Below are 17930 nucleotides of genomic sequence, written 5' to 3'. Positions count from 1 at the left end.
AGCTAAAAAAAGCTAGGGTGCCAGCAAGCCAGCGTAATAGCGTGTAAGCAGCACAATGTCCGTTTCCCGTTGTGCTTTCTTAAACCGTAACTTATGGTCTTGGATATACTTCTGCACTTCCTTGCTGTGGTCGGCAAACAACTGGGTCACGGAGCGTTTTTTATTGACGAGGTAGTACACCCCAGCTTTGCGAACGAAAAGCTTGTCGATAGGCCGAAATTCCGCCTGGATTTCTCCCTGAGCGATTTTTTCTTCTAGCTGCTTGGCACGCTTGGCCAGCAGCTGCACCGTGCTGCTATCAACCAATACTTCGTAAAAACCAGTTGGAAGGCTAGCGGCCGAGCTATCGGCTACTAGGCGCGTGAAGCGGTGCCCATCAATAGTAAACTGCCAAAGATTTTCGTTAATAAGCTTTAGCGTGAAGGGGCTTGTAGCGTGTTGAATCAACAACTGGCTAAGTACCACGTCGTAGCGTAGCTGAAGCCCAGCGAAATAGTGATTATTGTAGTAAACGCTGCCGCTGTGTTTATCCGGGGACAGGAAAAACTGGTGCCCGACAGTTGTTGTGTAGCGCTTGGCGTAGTCAACATACTCAGGGCCGTTGTAAAGTTGGGGGTTAACGGCAAGGCTGCTGTTGTACTGCTGCTGAAGCGCATCGAGCGAAGCTGCTAACGGGATGTCAGTGGTCTGGCTCCATGCCGGATACCCTAGCCCTAGCACGCTGAATAGAACAAAAAGCTGGATAACGGTAATGCGAATTTTCATACCGACAAATAGGAGGGCCTAAAACCAACGAACTAAAGGATCTTATCAAATCAAAAGGTAATTGCCTGCTACCGAGAAATAGTAAGATGTAGGCAGGCGAATAGAAGTAGTGCACAATAAGAGGCAGTATCCACTGCTGCTAAATGTAAGCATGCTGGTAAAATATATAACGATGTGTTTACCAGAATCTGCTATTGCCGTCAACGCCACCTAGCTTGGCCGCGTACAGGAGCAGGGTATGCGCTACATCTCCCTCGACCTCGAAATGACCGGCGGCAACCCGGAGCGGCACCAGATTATTGAATTAGCGGCTGTGGTAGAAGACACCAAGCACCTGCAGCCGCTGCCAGAGCTACCTAGCTTTCGGCGCCTCGTGCGTCACCCCGAGTACATTGGGACGGCGGGTGCCCTAGCCCTAAATGCGCGCTTACTGGAGGAGCTAGCGCAAAAAGGACCAAACCCAGAATGCTGCACCGCCGAGGAGTTGTTGCCACAGCTACGCGAATTCCTGTTAGCTCAAGGCTTTAAACCCGACAAAAAGGACTGCGTGAGCGTGACCATGGCAGGCAAAAACATAGCTTCTTTCGACTTGCTGTTTTTGCGCCAACTGCCTGGCTGGGGCACACTTGTACGGGCCGAGCCCGCGATGCTCGATCCAGCGGCTTTTTACCTGAATTGGAAGAAAGACAACCGCTTGCCCACCATGACGATCTGTAAAGCACGCGCGCACTTTGCCGACCAAACGGTAGCTCACCAAGCCTTAGCTGATGCCTTGGATGTTATTCAGCTGCTGCGCCCCTTTTACGAATTGCCGCTCTACCAGCAAGTGCCTGCTGCTCCGGCAACCGAAGGGGAATAAGTAAGTCCTGGATTGGAGGGAGGTCATCGTCGCTTGGCACAAGATCGAGCGAAACCAAGTGAAGTATCGTTTGTGTGAATCAGGGCTGAGCTAGCCTTTTTTTACCAAGCGCAAAAAGTCTGCGCCCGGCGGATTATGTCGATTACGGCCGCAAAGAGGGGAAGAATGTATAAGCTACAGGTAGAATTTATCTAGCTGCTTAGCAATAAGTTGGTGGCGCGCATAGGGTGTTGGGCGGGTAGGAAAGGCAGGGTAGGAGGTGCTATGGGAAGTAAACTTTTGAAATTACTTTCAGAACTATAAAAAGTGCAAACGATTGCGGCATTCAGTAGGAATTTCTACTTTACCGGCTCAATCGTTACAACTAGTATTATCTTCATTCGAAGATTACTATGATTACGTGCGAAACCGCAAGCTACACGCTACACAAAACCTAGCTACTATCATTCGCTGCTCGGGCAACGGCTGACGCTACGCCGCTGCCTAGGTAAGTATAAACCTACCGAGTATCCACGTCAATCATTCCCTCTCTGCACCCAACCTAACTCCTTCATACTTCTTCTTTGTCCATGACTGTTTTCAACCGCTCCGGATTCGTGACCGGTAGCCTAGCTAGCCTCCTCTTGCTGGCCGCCTGCGACCAGAAAAAACCAGCCGACCAGGCCAGCAGCAGTAGCAGCGCGGCAGCCGATTCAACTCAAACTTCTACGACTTCCTCCTCTGACATGTCAGCCCCAGCCTCCTTCGGTAAAACCACCGACGGCCAAGAGGTGCAGCTCTACACGCTCACCAATGCCCACGGTCTGAAAGCCACTATTTCCACGTACGGCGGTACCGTCACAAGCTTGCAAGTGCCCGATAAGGCGGGAAAGCTAGGCAACATCGTGCTAGGCTTTGATAACGTGAGTGGCTACCAAAGCCCCGCTTTTCTAAAATCCGGACCTTACTTTGGTGCCCTAATTGGCCGCTACGGCAACCGCATCAAAGGCGGCAAATTCACGCTCGATGGTAAAGAATATACCCTCGCGAAGAACAACGGTCCAAACAGCCTGCACGGGGGCAAGAAGGGCTTCGATAAAGTGATTTGGGCCGCGGAGCCCGTTGCTTCAGCAACCGACGGCCAAGCCCTGAAGCTCACGTATTTGAGCAAGGATGGCGAAGAAGGTTATCCTGGCAACTTGAGCGTAACGGTCGTGTACACGCTCACCGACAGCGACGAGCTCAAAATTGACTACACAGCTAAGACCGACAAAGCCACGCCTGTCAACCTCACCAATCACAGCTACTTCAACCTAGGCTACGGCCAGGATAAGGATGTGCTCGGCCACGAGGTAACACTGCCCGCCGATCGCTACACGGTGGTGGACGAAACGCTCATTCCAACGGGTGAGCTGAAGCCGGTGAAAGGCACCCCGTTCGACTTCACCACCTCACACACCATCGGCGAGCGGATCGCGCAAGTGCCCGGTGGCTACGACCACAATTGGGTGCTGAACAATGCTAGTGGCAGCGGTATGCATCCCGCCGCCACCGTGTACGAGCCTACTTCGGGCCGTACTCTGGAAGTAACGACTACGGAGCCCGGCGTGCAGTTCTACACTGGCAACTTCCTCGATGGCACGCTGAAAGGCACCGGCGACGTGACCTATGGCAAGCACTATGGCTTCTGCCTCGAAACGCAGCACTTCCCCGACTCGCCCAACCAGCCGAAATTCCCGAGCACGGTGTTGAAGCCGGGCGATACGCTGCACTCTACTACCGTGTACCGCTTTGGGGTGCGCAAGTAGAACGCAATACTGGCTACGTTTGATTGCCACTGCTAGTCTTGCGGCTGGCTAGGCAAAGTTGTCCCACTACTTCACTCCTTGCCTCTTTAAGCCGTTGGCGAGCCGGCCCTAATAGCTCTCTTATTCAATGAATAAACTCGCGACTCTTGATTACATCGTATTCTTCATCTACTTCATTATAGTAGCGGGTTACGGTATCTGGATTTACCTGCGCAAAACCGGCCATGATGGCACGGCCGAAGGTGATTCCAAGGATTATTTCTTGGCGGAAGGGTCTCTGACCTGGTGGGCCATCGGCTCGTCGCTGATTGCCTCCAATATCTCGGCCGAGCAGTTTGTGGCCATGGCGGGTTCTGGCTTCAAGATGGGCCTTGCCATTGCAGCTTACGAATGGATGGCTGCCATCACACTGATCATTGTGGGCACGTTCTTCATCCCGGTGTACCTGAAGAACAAGATTTTTACAATGCCGCAGTTTCTGCACCAGCGCTACAATGGCACAGTGGCCATGATTATGGCCATCTTCTGGCTGGCGCTGTATGTAGTTGTTAACCTGACGTCTATCCTTTACCTAGGTGCCATTGCGGCCAGTAGCGTTTCGGGTCTGAACATTGACGTCTGCATCTATGGCCTTGCCATCTGCGCCGTGATCATCACGCTGGGTGGTATGAAGGTTATTGGCTTCACCGACGTTATTCAGGTGTTCTTTCTCATCTTGGGTGGCTTAGCTACCACGTACTTGGCCCTCAACCTGGTGGCTGAGCACTACGGCACCTCCGGTGCTATCAACGGGTTCAACCTGCTCACTTCGCAGGCCAATGACCACTTCCACATGATCCTGGACCGCAACAACCCGAACTTCGTTGAGTTGCCGGGGATGACGGTATTGCTCGGTGGCCTCTGGATTGTAAACCTTAACTATTGGGGTTGCAACCAGTACATTACGCAGCGCGCCCTAGGTGCCGACTTGCCTACAGCCCGTGGTGGTTTGCTCTTCGCCGCCTTCCTCAAAATTTTGATGCCGGTGATTGTGGTACTGCCCGGCATCGCCGCTTTCGTGCTCTTCAAGCAAAACGTGTTCGGTTCGGAGATGATGCTAGGTGGCCAAGTGGCTCCTGACCGCGCCTACCCCGTGCTGCTCAACATCCTACCAGTAGGCTTGAAAGGCTTGTCGTTTGCTGCACTAGTAGCTGCAGTAGTAGCCTCATTGGCCGGTAAGGCCAACTCGATTGCAACCATTTTCACCCTCGATATCTACAAGAAGGTGCTGAACAAGGACGCTTCGGAGAAGAAGATGGTGGCCGTGGGTAAAATCTCGGTGGTAGTAGCCATGCTGCTCGGCATTCTGCTCGCGCCGCACTTGGGCATTGAGAAAGGCGGTTTCACGTATATTCAGGAGTACACAGGCTTCGTATCGCCCGGTATTTTTGCCATGTTCATCCTGGGCTTTTTCTGGAAGAAAGCTACCTCAGCCGCTGCCCTGTTTGCCACGGTTGGCGGCTTCTTGCTCTCTGTACTGCTCAAGTTCTTGCCCCTCATGATGAATCTATCGTGGCTAGCGCCGCTGGGCTACTCGGTGAAGGTTGGTGATGTGTACGAAATCCCCTTCCTCGACCGGATGGGCTTTGTGTTCGTTTTCTGTATCCTAGGTATGGTAGTTATTAGCCTCATTCAGGCTAGCCAAGGCGTTAGAACGAACGGCCTCGAAATCGACAGCAGCATGTTCCGCACCAACCGCAGCTTCACCATCGGTTCGGTTGTCGTGCTAGCTATCGTTACGGCGCTTTACACGTACTACTGGTAAGCCAATACTACGCTTCACGCGCATAAAAAAGCCCCGCTTGCTTCTGCAGGCGGGGCTTTTTATTAGGTATAGTTTGTAGCAGGAAGCGGGAGCTTCGCGTTCCGTGCTACTCCTGCCACACCGTGACGCCAGCAGGCTCCATTTCCTTTTTGCCAACAATGATCTTGGCGCTGGCGGGTACCGGGGCCGTTTGTTTCTGCGAAGTGAAGTTGGTAGCCACCCAAAACCCATCGCGCCACTCCACAAAGAACTGATCGGCAAAATTCTCAACCGGCGTATTGGCGGCATTATACACGCTGCGCAACACGTCGCGCTCCAAATCGCCTTCCAGCGACTCCACACCCACGTACGTCACGGTACCCCGACCTAGCTTGCGCGACACGACGGCTGCCGCGCCTGCGTAGAACTGATCGGCGTAGGTAGCTAGGGTTTGGGTGCCCGGTGCTGGCAGCAGGCTTTCGCCCCAGGAGCCCCACGCATACGTTTTGCCCTGGGCCGTCACATTGCCCTTATGGTCACCGGGCAAGAGGTCGAAGGCTTGCGGGCTGAACTTGGCGCCAATTAGTTCGTTGATAGGAGCCGCCCAGGGGCCCTCCCACAAGTGCCCGCGGCGGTCCTTTTGGCCCGTACGGGTGGTAAGTATAAGGTGCCCGCCTTCTTGCACGTACTTCGTCCAGCGCGTTACCAGTTGCGCATCGAGCAGTTGGTAAGCAGGGGCAACGAGAAACTTGTAGCGCGAAAAGTCGCGGTCCTCGGTGATGACGTCTACGGGGCAACCTAGGGTCTTGAGGGCCCGGTAATAGCGCAGCAAGTGGCCCATCGTGTTCCAGCGGGTTGTGGAAGGATGGATGTCGAGGTCGAAGCGATTGTCGAAGTTATAGAGGAAAGCCGTGCGGCGGGCCGCATAAGCACTAGGCTCTTTGGCATTAGCCTTCCGCAGCTTGCGTAGCTGATTTACTTCCTGCATTGCCTGGCTATACTCCTGGCCACCGAGAAGCGGTGTTACGCCGTCGGTGCCCACGAAGCCATAGTGGTATAGCTCACTGCCGGCCAACGGCTGCCGGTACCGATACGAACAGATAAGCTTCGCACCTGCCCCAAAGGCATGCATAATCCACATGTGCACGGCGCCGGGCAAGGGCTGCGGGTTGATGCCGCCCCAATTCACCTGCCCCGGTTGCAGTTCCATCACGCCTTCGTTGCCGTTGAGGGTGCGGGCAAAATCGTGCATGAACCCAAGCGCGGCGCCATTACCCAGCCGAAAACCTAGGTTGCCATTTTCGTAGTCGCCGTGCACGGGGTACACGGTCCAGGTAATCAGATCGAGGCTGCGGCTGCTGAGGCTCGGGTTCACGTCGCGGTGCATGGCCATGAAGTTGGTGGTCACCCACTGGTTCTGGCTGTTCTGGCGGAGCGTGTTGGCTTGGAAACTCAGATAGTCAGCCGCTTCCTCTGTAAACCAACGCTGGAAGTCCAACAGCGCGTGCGGGTTGGCAGTAGCTACCAACTCCTGCTCGTTCGGAATCCGAACTTGCTCGAAGTTCTGGTAAAGCTGCGACCAGAAGACGTTGCCCCAGTCGCGGTTCAGGTTGTCAATGGTGCTGTACTTCTGCTTGAGCCACGCCTGAAACCTAGCCCGGCTGAAGTCGTCGTACGAAAACTGCTTGCCGTAGTGGCTCAGTTCGTTGTCGATCTGCCAGCCTATTACCGCAGGGTTCTTGCCGAAGCGCTTGGCTAGCTGTGTGTTAATTTTTTCTACGTATTGGCGGAAGAGGGGAGAGCTCCAGTTGCCTTGCTCGCGCGTGCCATGTTGCATGCGGCGCCCGTTGGCATCCACCATCAGGATTTCCGGATGATTTTCGGCGAGCCATACGGGTGGCGCACCGCTCGGCGTGCAAAGAATCACTTTCAGCCCGGCTTTGGCAGCTAGGTTCACGGCGCGTTCCAGCCAATCGAGGTTGTATTTGCCTTCCTCCGGCTCATACAGGCCCCAAGCAAATTCGCCCATGTGCACAAACTCCAAGTTGAGCTTACGCATATTGGCAAAGTCGCGGGCCCATTGGGTTTCCGGCCACGCCTCGGGGTAGTAGTATACGCCGATGGTCATCATGTCGGCATCTTTAAAAATAGGAGCGCCGGCCTTCCCCTTAGATGCAATCGGTTGCGCGTAAGCGCTCAGAAAAGTACTCAGCAGGAAGAACAAGCTGCTCAGCAGCCAAGAACGGAAAGAATGGAGCATACGCAAAAGAACAGGGGCGAAGGGTAGATGAGAAGGTTTGGACTGCTGGAAAAGTGGGGTTGTCAGCTAGCTTTGCCCAGACATACCCGTTGTGGGCACTAAGTTGGGGCGAATGGAGGGAAAGCAAGCCTATCCATTTGAAATCTACTGAAACCTTGATAGGTTTATGCAAACGTTTGTCCTTTTAGCGCGGTAATACGCAAACAGTTGGCAGCCAACCGAGCATCAATAGCAGACCTAGCCAAAAAGCTGAACATCTCAGTTTCGACGGTTTCACGCGCCCTGAATAACCACACGAGCATTAGCGAAAGCACTCGCAAAAAAGTATGGCAGCTAGCGAAAGAAGTTAACTACCAGCCCAATCACTTAGCGGCGGCACTCCGGAAGGGCCGAAGCAACTTGCTCGGCGTGATGGTGCCGCACATCGAGGGGCATTTCTTCTCATCGGTGATGCACGGCATCGAAACGGTGGCTAGCAAAGTAGGCTTTAACGTGATGATCTGCCAGTCGAATGAGAACGTGGCAAGCGAAAAGAAGAACATTGAGTCGCTGCTAAACGCCCAAGTAGAAGGAGTGTTGGTGTCCTTGGCGCGCAATACGCACGATTTTAAACACTTTGAAAAAGTCAGTAAGCGGGCTATTCCGCTGGTATTCTTCGATCGGGTGCTGGAAGGCCTCAATGTCAGCTCCGTTATTATCGATGACTACCTAGGGGCGTACCAAGCCGTGACGCACCTGATCGAGCAAGGCTGCCAGCGTATCGCCCATTTTGCTGGTCCTCAGCACTTAAACATCTACAAAAACCGGCAACGCGGTTACCAGGATGCCTTGCAGGCACATGGCTTGTCGGTTGAGGACGATCTGATTTTCACGTGCGATATGAAGACCGAAGATGGCGTAGAAGGCATGGAAAAGCTGCTGGCTTTGGCGGTGCCACCCGACGCAGTGTTTTCGGCCAGTGATTTCTCGGCGGTCGGGGCTATGCAAGTGCTCAAAGCCCGTCAGCTACGGGTACCGCACGACATGGCCCTGGTAGGTTTCAGCAACGAAACGTTTACCTCGCTCACCGAGCCGCGCATTACTTCCGTCGACCAACGGTGCGAACAGATGGGGCAGTCGGCGGTGAAGCTTTTTCTGGAAATGCTGGAAGAAAAATCGGGCGAGTTTTCACCGCGCCGCATTGTGTTGCAGCCTGAGTTGCTGATACGCGAGTCGTCGCTACGCTTGCAACCTCACCTCATCCCCCACGTCACGGCCAGATAGTACAGGCCGCCGATACTTGGGCCACCTAAAAACGAGTAGTAGTACTGATTGAGCAAGTTGGTAGCACCTAGTTTGAAGCGGAGGCTAGGCGTGGTTAGCGCATAGCTAAGCTGCGCATCGAGGTTGCTGTAGGCAGGCACGTAGCCATTCACCAAGAACGTTTGGGAGTAATAGCGAGCCTGCCAGCGGTAGTTCAGCCCGAAGCCGAAGTTCTTGTAGGCCTTTTCGTTACCTAGGCTCAGGTTGTACGCCCAGCGCGGGGTATTGAAGCCATCTTCTAGGCCGTCGCCGTTGGTGGTGCGGTCGAGGCGGGCGTACGTTGCGGTAGCGCCAGCTAGGTAACCGCCAGCTAGCTCGTAGTGCAGGCCTGCGCTGCCGCCGTAGTTGTGTACTTGGCTCTTGGAGTTCGTCCAGAGGCGGTAGCGGCTTTGGCTGCCACGGGCGCTCAGGGCCGTAGCAATAGCGTTGAGGTTTGTGTCGGTCGTGGTAAGAATATTGCCCGTGCTGCTTATGGGGACGTAAGCTTCCACTTGCGCAATAAAGTCGCGGTACGAGTTGTAGTAGAAGTCGATATCGAGCAGCAAACGAGCATCGGACAGCAATGCAGCTTTGTAGCCTAGCTCCACAGACTTGATGAACTCTGGCTTGAGGTACGTGTAGGCGTTCTTCACCAATCTGCCTTGGTTCTTCACAACAGCCTGCGTCCGTGTGAGCCCGCCCGTGTTCACGTCGCTGGTAACCGCTGCATTAAAGGCATCGATGCTGGTGCGCAAATAGCTGTTTTCAAACACCCCATCCGACATTACCCGTAGTCCACCTACGCGTTGTACTTGGCCGCTATTTACGTTGGAAAAGCCTTCAAACAAGCTAGGAAAGCGGTAGCCACTCTGGTAGCTAAGCCGGAAGTTGTGGCGCTGCGTAGGCGAGTATACGGCCGTCAGGCGCGGATTAAAACGGATACTGAAATAGTCGTTCTTGTCGGCCCGCGCCGTAGCCGTCAGGCGAATTTTATCGGCAAACAAATGCGCACCTGCCTGCACGAAGCCACCCGTCTTGCTATACGTTAGGTTATCGGTGAGCGGGTCTTTGCCAGGGTTCGGGTTGCGGAAGTAGTTGCCATCGGGCACGACCACGTAGGTGCGGTGGTCGGCACCGGCCAGCAAGTCAAGCCACTGCGGAAAGTTGGGGCTAGCTTGCCGCCGAAAGGCTTCCCCAATATTCACCTGACCTTCCGCATGAAGCAGGTCGGATTGCACCCGCAGCGCTGCGCCCCGGTCCCAGTCATTGATATCCTGTAGCTGCCGCAGTCGATCTTTAAACTCCGGCGTGCCGGGCTGCAAGCGGCCCGCGTCGGCCACAGCCCGCGCTGTGGCGTGCGCCTGCGCTACGGGTTGACCGGCTTGGGTGGCAGCATTCCAGGCGGCGGTATAGTCCTGGTTCCAGACTGCATCTGTTTTATAGCTGCGGTCGAGGTTCTCGCCCATCGAGCGCAGGTTGTAGCTTTTGCCGGTGTTCTCACGTGTGAGGTAGGCGCGCACCTGCACCACCGGACTTATCAGCGACAAGCCATGCTGCTGCAAGCGGTAATCCGCCAGACGGAAGCGGTTGGAGCGTTGATAAACATTGTCGATGCTGCTAAAGCGGTACGTGTAAGCTAGCTCTGTGTTGTTCGCGAGCCGATAGTGCAGCGCCCCATCCGTCTTGATGGTTTGCAAGTGGTAATCCGTCACGTCTTTCTCCCGGTAGCCCGTGCGCGCTACTTGGTACGTTTTACCACCTAGGATCAGGTTCGAGCGGTTCGAGGACTCATTACCGTAGCTGCTTACTGGGTCACCCGCGGGATTGTCATCACCAAATAAGCCGGTAGTCGCATTGCCGCTTGGGTTGATATCGGTGTAGTTATCCGCAATCCAGTCGTAGCCGCGCAGGTACGTTGTATTTACTTTAAAAGCTAGTTTGTTGGCCACTAGTACCTTGGCGTAGCGCAAGCTCGTCTCGGAGTATGGATGAACGCCGGTGCTCTGGTCGTTGAAATGGTTGAGACCGGTTTTCTGCTGCACGCTCAAGCCCTCAAATGAGAACGGATTCTTGGTGGTAAAATTCGCCAGTCCATTAATGGCATTCAGGCCATACAGCGCGGCAGCCGTTCCTGGCACAATCTCTACCGTATTAATGTCCAAATCACTCGGACCTAGAGCATTGCCAATGGGGGCGCCAATATGCGGTGCTTGATTGTCGAGCCCATCTACGAGCTGCACAAAGCGGACGTTGGTCGTATTCGAGAAGCCGCGGGCGTTGATCACTTTAAACCCTAGGCTAGGGGTGATTACCTGCACACCCTTCACATGCTCAATGGCGTCGAAGAAGGAAGGAGCCGGCGTCAGACGCAGGGCGCGGGCATTCAGCTTCTCCACCGTCACCGGCGATTGTAAAATGCTTTCCTGCACTTTCGACGCCGCCACCACTACTTCCTCAAGCGCCACATTTTTCGTCCGGGCAGAGTCAGTGGGTGTGCGCTGCGGAGCCGCTCGTTGGGCGTCTGCCCGATGGGTAGCGAGGACACTTATCAACGAAAAAGCCACGGGTACGCGGCCTAGCAAGCGTAAAACTGGGGGCATGCAAAGCAGGTTTAGAGCAGCGCTAGAGTTGAGTGCTTACTATCCTTGTTGTGGGCTCGTAGCTCGCGTCTAGGTGAGAGCCACAAAGCAATGGCCACAAGTGCGCTGGCGTAAGGACCTAGCCTCACATGCAAATTCTGCGTCGTGGCAGTTCGGGTCCACGCTAGGCTAAGGGCGCTGAGCAATCCCGGAGCAGCTTCAGTAAGTACGTCAGTCCGACGTGGCCAGCAGCAAGTAGCCTTAGGCATAGAGCAGAAACTATCGTTATGTATTTACAAACATAACGCAGAATGCGCTGGCTAGGTTACCGCTTACTCATAGAGCCGAGCAGTTTCTTGCTCCATAAACTGCCGAAAGCGGGCCTGCATCCCTTGAAATGTTTCTAGTATTTGTTTGCCTTCGGGTGTGAGTGCTGCTCCGCCTCCGCGCTTGCCGCCGGCTTGAGTGCTCACTAGTGGGGTACGTACCTGCCCATTCATGGAACTAACTAAGTCCCAAGCCTTTTTATATGACATTCCCATGGCTTGAGCCGCTTTGGAAATAGAACCAAAGGTTTCTATTTTCTCGAGAAGCTCGAGGCGGCCGATGCCTAGAAAACGGTCGTCGGTGCTTTCGATCCACAGCCGGCCATTTAGGGAAAAAGCTAGGTTTTCAAGTAAGATGTCTTTCATGCAAGTAGGCTAAAGGTGGGTAAAAAGCGGCAAGGTAAAGGCTGGCGGCGTACAGATTTGCTTTAAATATCGGCTAAAAACGATGTTTAAGCCATTATTTTACTTGTTGTGGCGCGGCAATACTGGCTTGGAAAATGCTAACAATTTCCGGTGGCAGGCGGGCACAATGTCAGTCTGCTTAGCACGTTTAGCTAAGGTAACACAAGGCGGTGATAAAATACTGGTTTTTGTACTTAGGCTAGGTTAGATAGTAGTTTGCAATCAGAAAAACCTCTATATCTAGCTAGGTTTATATAGATGAAAACGCCTTTGGCGGCGTTGAATCACGGTTTTAGGTCTTTCCCAAAAAAGTATGTCCCTTTTTTACGAAATTGTAGCCGTCTTATTAGGGTCTGAGAGAATTTCTATGAGGTATCCGGCTTTTCGATGGGTTTTTGTGCTGCTAGTAGGGCTAGGTTCGCCAGCGTGGGCGCAACAAACCAAGTCTCCAGCAGCCAAGCAAGCGCCCGCTTCGGCGCCAGTAGCAGCTCGCTTTACGGGCAAGCTATCGAGTGAACCCGAGCAATTTATAAATGAGGTCCAGACGATGATGGCCATTGGCAATAATGCCGGTGCCAAAGCGGCGGCGGCTAAGTTGCAACAGCTTTGGGCCAGTAATAAGCTTACTGCATCGCAGCAGGCCAAAATCGTCGGTATTTCGCAGCAAATGCTAACGAAGCGCTTCAAGCCTCGGCCACACTTCGAAGACTTCTTCAAAGCAATTACGGCGGGTGCTACCGTGCAGTCGTTCAGCGACCAGCAAATGGATCAGTTGCTGGATGTGGTAGCCAAAACAGTAGACAAAGACACCGGCCCGGAAACTGAGAAGTTTCTCATCAGCACGGCTCAGTTCTTAGATACTAGGTTCTTGTATAATTCGCGCTACAGTACGTTGCGCGCGGTGGGAGGAACCTTCTCTTTTGCGTACAACGAAACCGACAATCCACTGCCGGCGCCGGCCCCCATTGTACCACCTAAGCCTGTAGCTCCAGCTCCTGCCCCGGTGCCAGCGACTCCGAAAGCTACTCCTGCCAAAACTCCCACCAAGGCGGCCAAGCCAGTTGCCAAGGCAGCGCCGAAGAAAAAGAGCAGCGGCTGGGATACCGGCGACCTATGGGGTGACTCAGGCTCGGGCAGCAGCGGCTGGGGCAACGATAACGGGTGGGGATCCTCCAGCAACGATGGCTGGGGCGCCCCCAAAAAGAAGCCCGCCGCAAAAGCACCTGCTAAAACTACCGCCAAAGCAGCTACTCCTGCTAAAGAACCAGAACCAGAGCCTGCCCCTACATTCGAACCTGCTCCAGAACCGGTATACGACACGTATGTAGCGCCTCCCACGCGCGGTCCGGTTCTTATCGTCAAGGATGCTGACTTGTATATGGCTGGTGCCGGCGACTCTATTGTGCTGCGCAAAACCAGCGGCATTGTCGTGGCTACTAGCCACCGCTTTGTTGGACAAGGCGGACAATATGCATGGAGCGTGAATGGGAAGCCTGCCACGGCGGACCTGACCAGCTATGATTTTGACCTGAACAAGCCAGAGTTTACCGCTCAGCCGGTTACGCTCACGTATCCAGCCGTGCTGGAAGCGCCTATCCAAGGTGCGTTGTCTTACAAAGCAGTCCGGAAGAAAGCTGGCGCTACCGACACGGGATATCCACGCTTTATTTCTCTTACCAATGATGCGAGGGTAAAGAACATTGGCCAGAACATCCGCTACTTTGGTGGCTTCTCGATGGCGGGTGGGCGCACACTGAGTGCGGCGCTGGATCAGTCGCTTTCGCGCATTTTCGTGGATGTGGATGGCAAGACGAAATTCCGGGCGGCCTCACGCGCTTATACCCTAGGTGACTCCATCATCACCGCCGACCGGGCATCGGTCACTATTTTTCAAGATAAAGCCGACTCACTCACCCATCCTGGCGTGAAGCTGAAGTATGCCAAACGCGGTGAAGTATTGCAGCTTACCCGTGAAAGCGGGCTCTACAAAGCCACTCCGTACGTAGACTCTTACCACCAGATGGAAATCTCGACGGAGATGCTGACGTGGCCGCTCCGCACGCCTTACATCGACTTCGCTATCCTGACGGCAAAGAACCAAGTAACGGCCAACTTCGAATCCAAAGATTTTTACACCAACACGCGGTACCAGCAGATTAAGGCCATCAATAAGCTGCACCCGCTACAGATGGTGGTAGGATATAGTCTGAACCATGACAATGTGAAGCAGTTCACGGTGCAGGACCTCTGCCAGGAACTGAACCTCAAGGAATCGAACGTACGCTCCGCCGTGGCTGGGCTAGCGCAAGACAGCTACGTGCAGTGGAATCCTCAGACCGATCAGATCACGCTGCTGCCGAAAGCTAGGCACTACGTTATATCGTCGCGGGGCAAGAAGGACTACGACCATATCGCCATCAAATCGTTGTCGCCTTCGGGGAAGAATGCCACGCTTAACCTCAACAACAACGACCTGATTGTGCGCGGGGTAGACCGCTTCAACTTCTCCGACGACTCCATAACGGTGTACGTGCGACCTGATAGCAGCATTATCCGAATTCAGAAAAACCGGGGCGTGCTGTTCAACGGCACTGTAGTGGCCTCGGCCTTCGTGTTCAAGGGTAAGGAGTTCAAGTTCGATTACGATGGGTTCTTCATTGACCTAACTAAAATCGACTCCATCATTGTGAAGGGCAAGGGTTCGAAAGGCTCCGTGATGCGGGCTCGGAAGGAGAAAGACTTTACCCTCACCAACAAAGACAAGCAATCGGCTGGTAAGCTCTACATCAACCGGCCCGATAACAAGTCGGGGCGCAAGAAGCTAGGTGCTTATCCCTCGTTTGATGCTTCCACGGGGGCTTACGTGTTCTTTAACAACCCCGAGGTACTAGGCGGCGCTTACGACACTACCGTTTACTTCGATATTCCGCCGTTCAAGATTGACTCCCTTAATAATGTGAACCGCTCCGCTATCGGTTTCACGGGGACGTTTAATTCGGGCAAGATTATGCCGCCGTTTAAAACCAAGCTCTCGTTGCAAGATGACGGAGCCCTAGGTTTCAACTACGACGTTCCGAAAGAAGGCTTTCCGGTGTACGGAGGAAAAGGTCGATTTTTCAATAAAGTCCGGATGAGTAACCGCGGTCTGCAAGGCATCGGGGACATAAAGTACCTGACGGGTACTTTCGGTAGTGAGCAGTTCATCTTCTACAAAGACTCGGTGGTGACGGTGGGTAAGACGGGTGTTATTGCGCAAGGCCCGCTCAATGGCGTTGAGTTCTCAAACACTTCACTGCTGCCGGGCTACCAGATGAAGTGGGTAGTAAAAGCCGACTCGATGTACCTGAGTACGCAGCGCGATGGCCAACCGATGAAGATGTATGCCAACGCGTACAGCTTTAAAGGCACTACTATTCTGACGCCGGGCGGCCTCTATGGTGATGGTCGGATGGACGGTCCGCAGTCGTTTATTCGCTCCCCGCAGTTTGCTTTCAAACCGACCAGTTACTCTGGTAAGCGCGCTACATTCAGTATAAAATCAGCGGAGGCAAACAAGCCCGCCCTGACGGCCAACAATGTTACCTTCAACTACGACGTGAAAGGTGGCAGCACGGAGTTTGCGCGCGAAGAAGGCGACAAAAAGTCGAGTATCGACCTGCCCTATTCCGAATACAAAACAACGCTGAGTGGTGGTAAGTGGGACTTCAAAAAGAAGATCGTGCAGCTACGTGTAGCTACTGGTGCCGATTCTTCTCGCTCCTATTTCTACTCAACCAAGCCGGAGCAGCACGGTCTGAAGTTCCGCGCCGCCACGGGGCAGTACGATTTGAGCCGCTACCGCTTAGTAGCGGGCGGGGTGCCCTATATTGCGGCCGCCGACGCTTGGATCATGCCCGACAGCAGCAAAGTGTACGTGTTGGCTAATGCCCAGATGCGCAGCTTCAAGAACGCAGGTATCGTGATGGATACACTGGCGAAGTTCCACAACTTGTACAATGGAGAGATTACGGTACGCTCGCGCACCGCCTTCACCGGTACGGCACTTTATAAGTACAAGAACGCCACTGCTGATTCGTTTGCCATCAAGTTCTCAAGTTTCAACGTCGATTCAGCGGCTGCGACGCGGGGCGCTTTGGCGCAAGCCAGCAAGGGAGGGATGAAGAGCCTGTTGAGGTCGAAGAAAGCTGCTGACCCGAACGAGCCGTTTGCGCCACCCACAGTAGCCATTGCGAAGGTGGCTGACTCCGAGAAGTTTCACCTAGCTCCGCGCGTAGCGTACCGCGGCAACGTAACGCTCAACTCACAGCAGCGTGGTTTCACCTTCGATGGGCAGTCGCGCCTGGAATTCAGTAAGACGGCTAGCGCATCGCAGTGGTTTGCCGTGCAGGATAGCATCGACCCGAAGGCCATGAAGATCAAGATCATGGAGCCCAAGGCCGAAGATGGTACGCCTATGTACACGGGCCTGTTTGTGTCGAGCAGCACGTCTAAGCTGTATCCGCTCTACGTGGCTACCAAGCCCGACGTGACGGACATGAACGTGTTTACGGTAGACGGCACCCTGAGCTTCGATGCGAAAAAGCACTCGTTTACGATTGCCCGTTTCGATCCGAATGACCCGGACAATTACGAAGGCAGCCTGATGACCTTTGCTGACTCTACCGCGGCCACGACGTTCCGGGGCAAGCTGAATCTGATTAATTCCAACAAGGACTATACCCTGACGGCAGCTGGCCTAGGTACGGCCAAGCCAGACAGCAACAAATACGCCCTCGATACTTTCCTAGCCTTTGACATCAACATGCCGGAGAAGGCCGTGGAAGCCATGGCTGATGATATGGCGCGCAACACAAAAGGGGCCGCTGAAGCTCTAGATGGTTCACCTGCTCAGCTGTACAAGATGGGTGAGTTCATTGGCAACAAGGATGTGCAGAGCTATGCTGCTCGCAAAGGCGGAAGCTACGTGCCCTTGCAGAAGGTGTCGTCAAAGTTCTTGCACACCCTTGTGCTGAACAAGGTAGACCTACGGTGGTCGGAGAAGCAGAAAGCGTGGTACTCGGTGGGTAAAATTGGCTTAGCTAGCATTGGCAAAAAGGACCTGAATGCCATGATTGACGGCTACATCGAAATCAAGAGGGAAGCTAACGGTGATGCCGTAGAATTGTACCTAGAAGCCGACCCCTTGACGTGGTATTACCTTAAGTACACCAACAATGTGCTGCTGGCAAAGGCCCAGCACGGTAGCTTCGACGAAATCATCGGCTTTAAGGCCAAAGGTGACTACAACACGGCCACGCAGTACGGCTTCTACCTAGGTGATGACCAGGAAGTGCAGAACTACCTCACGCACTTCCGCAAAGACTACAACGTCGACACGAAAGGGAAGAAAGTAGCGCCTGTGGTGAGTAGTGGCAACGACTACGACTCGATGGAGGAAAGCGGTAAGAAAAAGAAAAAGAAGAGTAAAGACGAGGTGGTGGAAGATGGCAGCCAAACTGCCGACGCCCCGGTAGAAGAAACGTCGAAGAAGAAAAAGAAAGACAAGGCTGCTGCTGGTAGCGCCTTCGATACCGATGCTACTCCACCAGCTGCCACGCCGGTAGAGGACACGGGTAAGAAGAAAAAGAAAGAGGAAAAAGTAGAAGAAGCCGCTCCGGCAGCCGACACTCCGACGGAGGAACCAAAGAAGGAGAAAAAGAAAAAGAAGAAAGGTGACGACGACCCCTTTGGTGAGTAGCAACCTAGCCCCGCCCGGTTTCCGCGGCGGGGCTTTTTTGTTGGTGGCACTATCAACGCTGCCCCCGCGCTGCACACCGGTTATAAAATTGCGTATAAGCCTCCTGTAGACTCTTATATTTGACCACCACCCTAGCCCGCCCCCTTCT

At 54.0% G+C, this 17930-nt stretch carries 9 protein-coding genes; 5 read left to right on the top strand and 4 right to left on the bottom strand.

Going from position 1 to position 17930, the window contains the following annotated elements; all coding sequences use genetic code 11:
* Positions 1–12: 12 nt before the first annotated feature.
* Positions 13–765 carry a hypothetical protein gene (locus BXP70_RS21330; RefSeq protein ID WP_086596153.1) on the bottom strand — a complete coding sequence of 251 codons (753 nt, stop codon included), beginning with the start codon at positions 763–765 and terminating at the stop codon, positions 13–15.
* A gap of 238 nt (positions 766–1003) precedes the next feature.
* Here BXP70_RS21330 and BXP70_RS21325 point away from each other — a divergent pair, with 238 nt between their 5' ends.
* The 3 genes from BXP70_RS21325 to BXP70_RS21315 all read left to right on the top strand — a co-directional run bounded on the left by BXP70_RS21325 (position 1004) and on the right by BXP70_RS21315 (position 5215).
* Positions 1004–1624, top strand: a complete 621-nt coding sequence (locus tag BXP70_RS21325) for a 3'-5' exonuclease (protein ID WP_086596152.1) — start codon at positions 1004–1006, stop codon at positions 1622–1624.
* 569 nt (positions 1625–2193) lie between these two features.
* Complete coding sequence (locus BXP70_RS21320) at positions 2194–3411, top strand: aldose epimerase family protein (protein ID WP_086596151.1); 1218 nt, start codon at positions 2194–2196, stop codon at positions 3409–3411.
* 127 nt (positions 3412–3538) lie between these two features.
* Positions 3539–5215, top strand: a complete 1677-nt coding sequence (locus tag BXP70_RS21315) for a sodium:solute symporter family transporter (RefSeq protein WP_086596150.1) — start codon at positions 3539–3541, stop codon at positions 5213–5215.
* A gap of 106 nt (positions 5216–5321) precedes the next feature.
* Here the strand turns inward: BXP70_RS21315 and BXP70_RS21310 are convergent, their stop codons facing one another.
* On the bottom strand, positions 5322–7454 hold the full coding sequence (locus tag BXP70_RS21310; RefSeq protein ID WP_086596149.1) for a beta-galactosidase: 2133 nt from the start codon (positions 7452–7454) through the stop codon (positions 5322–5324).
* A gap of 207 nt (positions 7455–7661) precedes the next feature.
* Here BXP70_RS21310 and BXP70_RS21305 point away from each other — a divergent pair, with 207 nt between their 5' ends.
* On the top strand, positions 7662–8717 hold the full coding sequence (locus BXP70_RS21305; RefSeq protein WP_086596148.1) for a LacI family DNA-binding transcriptional regulator: 1056 nt from the start codon (positions 7662–7664) through the stop codon (positions 8715–8717).
* Here BXP70_RS21305 and BXP70_RS21300 read toward each other — a convergent pair.
* Both BXP70_RS21300 and BXP70_RS21295 read right to left on the bottom strand, forming a co-directional pair.
* The gene (locus tag BXP70_RS21300; RefSeq protein WP_086596147.1) at positions 8687–11335 is read right to left on the bottom strand and encodes a TonB-dependent receptor; all 2649 of its coding nucleotides are present in this window, start codon (positions 11333–11335) and stop codon (positions 8687–8689) included. The two genes, BXP70_RS21305 and BXP70_RS21300, sit on opposite strands and share 31 nt — an antisense overlap.
* A gap of 311 nt (positions 11336–11646) precedes the next feature.
* Positions 11647–12006, bottom strand: coding sequence for a winged helix-turn-helix domain-containing protein (locus tag BXP70_RS21295; protein WP_086596146.1), 360 nt, complete (start codon positions 12004–12006; stop codon positions 11647–11649).
* A 406-nt stretch (positions 12007–12412) separates the two neighbouring features.
* On the opposite strand from BXP70_RS21295, the gene BXP70_RS21290 reads away from it, so the two are divergent.
* Positions 12413–17782 carry a hypothetical protein gene (locus BXP70_RS21290; protein ID WP_086596145.1) on the top strand — a complete coding sequence of 1790 codons (5370 nt, stop codon included), beginning with the start codon at positions 12413–12415 and terminating at the stop codon, positions 17780–17782.
* Positions 17783–17930: the final 148 nt, after the last annotated feature.

This window comes from Hymenobacter crusticola (genome assembly GCF_002154225.1).
Taxonomy (GTDB): Bacteria; Bacteroidota; Bacteroidia; order Cytophagales; family Hymenobacteraceae; genus Hymenobacter; species Hymenobacter crusticola.
Note: the sequence above shows the minus strand (reverse complement) of the source record. Positions and strands in the feature narration are given on the sequence as shown.